We start from the raw sequence: 1,914 nt of genomic DNA, 5'->3' as shown, positions 1-1,914 counted from the left end.
TCGACGCCAGCGTGCCGGCCGATGCCGTGGGCCTGTACAGCAGTTGCGCTTCCGGCGTCCAGGGATTCGGCGTGCATCTGGAACGCGTCCCCAGCCTCGCCGACGAGCAACTCRACCGTTCACCGCTGGACGACACCCTGTCCTATGTCTTCGAGGCGTATGCGCGGCACTTCCTTTATCGCCACACGGACATCCGCGTCCCGACGTCGTTCGTCGACGGCTTTGCGCAGTACTTCTCCGCCGCGCGATTCTCGGAAAAGCAGATGGTGGTGGGCCGGGTGCCGAAGGAGATCGGTGGCTACCTGCGACTTGTCAGAGACAACCGGGTATCCAGCCTGGAATATGGCGACGTCCTGGAGGAGAAGCTCGCCAACGCCCACAACTATGCCGGACCGGGCGGGGCGCGCCTGGAGTTCGAGGCGAAGTCCTGGCTGTTGACGCACTACATGCTGTCCTCGGAAGAAAGGCGCCAGCGCCTGAACCGCTATCTCGGGCTCGTCGACCGCGGCGCCTCCCCGACGACGGCCTTCGAGCGGGCCTACGGCCTGAAGGCATCCGAGATCGGGCAGGTGATGTGGCGGTACAGCCTTCGGGGCACGGATGCCCTGCGTGTGGCACTCCCATCGCTGCCCGCCAGCCGGGTGAGGTTTCATGCGCTGCCCCGTGCGGCGGGCGAATTCGTGCTGGCGGATGCCGCCTTGAAGGCGTGCCCGAGCCGGCCAGCCGGGGAGGCGCTGTTGAAGAAGGTCGCAGGGCTGGCGGCGCAGTTCCCGAACGACGACCTGGCCCGCCTCACCTTGAGCCGGGCGCAGATCGACTGGGGCAACCCGCAGGACGCCCTGCCGGCGCTGAACGCCGTGCTGCAAGGGGAGGACGCCAATTTCGAGGCCCGCTATCTGCTGGGCATGGCGAACCTGCGCCTGGCCGAGCGCAACGAGGGCGATGCCAAGCGCGCCTATCTCCAGGCTGCTCAGGGCCACCTGCAGCGCGCCCGCGGCTTGAACCCGCAATCGCCGGAAGCTGCCTTGGCCGCCTTCAAGACCGAGGTGGCCGCCACGGATGCCCCGGACAGCGCAGCGCTGGAGGGTGTCATCTCGGCCTGGCAGACCGCACGCGAAGTCGACGCGCTCGCGCGCTCCGCTGCGCTGGCCTACGCCTATGCCGGCAATGCGGATGAGGCCCACCATACGCTCGTTTCGCTGGCGCAGAACGTGCGCGACGAGCCTTCGGCCCAATGGGCCAAGCAGTGGCAGGGCCGCCTCGAAGCGGGCGTGACCCGCGGCGACATCCTTGCGGAGATGCGTCGCAACCCAGCGCCCGACGCGCCGTTCAAGGAGTGGACCATCGACAAGAAGGACACGCTGCAAAGCGTGGAGTTCATCTCCAACGCGGAAGCCTCGGCAGCCTTCCTCGAGACCATGGCGCTTAGCGCTGGGAAGCCCGCGCAGCAGAGCCAACTGATTGCTGCCGCGCAGGGGCTGCGCATGGAAGCCATGAGGCGGCGCAAGCTCGCGCCGGACAGCACGAAAAGGAATTAGCCACGGGATTCAGCGCGGCGCGGCACGAGGGACGCTGGATGGCCAACGCACGCGGGCAGGCCCGCCCGTCCTAGCCAAAGCCGGCTTCTCAGTCCTTCAGGTTCCAGGTGATGGGCGTGATGCCGCGCAGCGTAACGGGCTTGCCATTCACCGTGCCGGGCGTGCCCTTGCAGGAAAGCACGAAGGTGACGGCCAGTCTGTCGAGCACCTTGTGCCTGCGTGACGGGCCGCTGGACTCGACCACGCGCGCTTCAGAGATGGCGCCGGAGATGTCCATCGTGAAGACGACCATCGTCGTGCCTTGCACGTCGATGTCGGGATAGGCCGGTGAGCCGCACTTGCTGAAGTCCAGTTGCAGCGGTGTGCGCACCAGCGC

2 protein-coding genes are annotated in these 1,914 nt (G+C 67.3%); one reads left to right on the top strand and one right to left on the bottom strand.

The window, feature by feature from the left end:
- The coding region (locus AC1DU6_RS29330) for a hypothetical protein (RefSeq protein WP_477861496.1) at positions 1 to 1,538 on the top strand (1,538 nt) is incomplete at its 5' end.
- A gap of 88 nt (positions 1,539 to 1,626) precedes the next feature.
- Here AC1DU6_RS29330 and AC1DU6_RS29325 read toward each other — a convergent pair.
- A partial coding sequence (locus AC1DU6_RS29325; protein ID WP_477861494.1) for an energy transducer TonB occupies positions 1,627 to 1,914 on the bottom strand: 288 nt, incomplete at its 5' end.

Source organism: Roseateles sp. P5_B10 (assembly GCF_056400485.1).
Note: the sequence above shows the minus strand (reverse complement) of the source record. Positions and strands in the feature narration are given on the sequence as shown.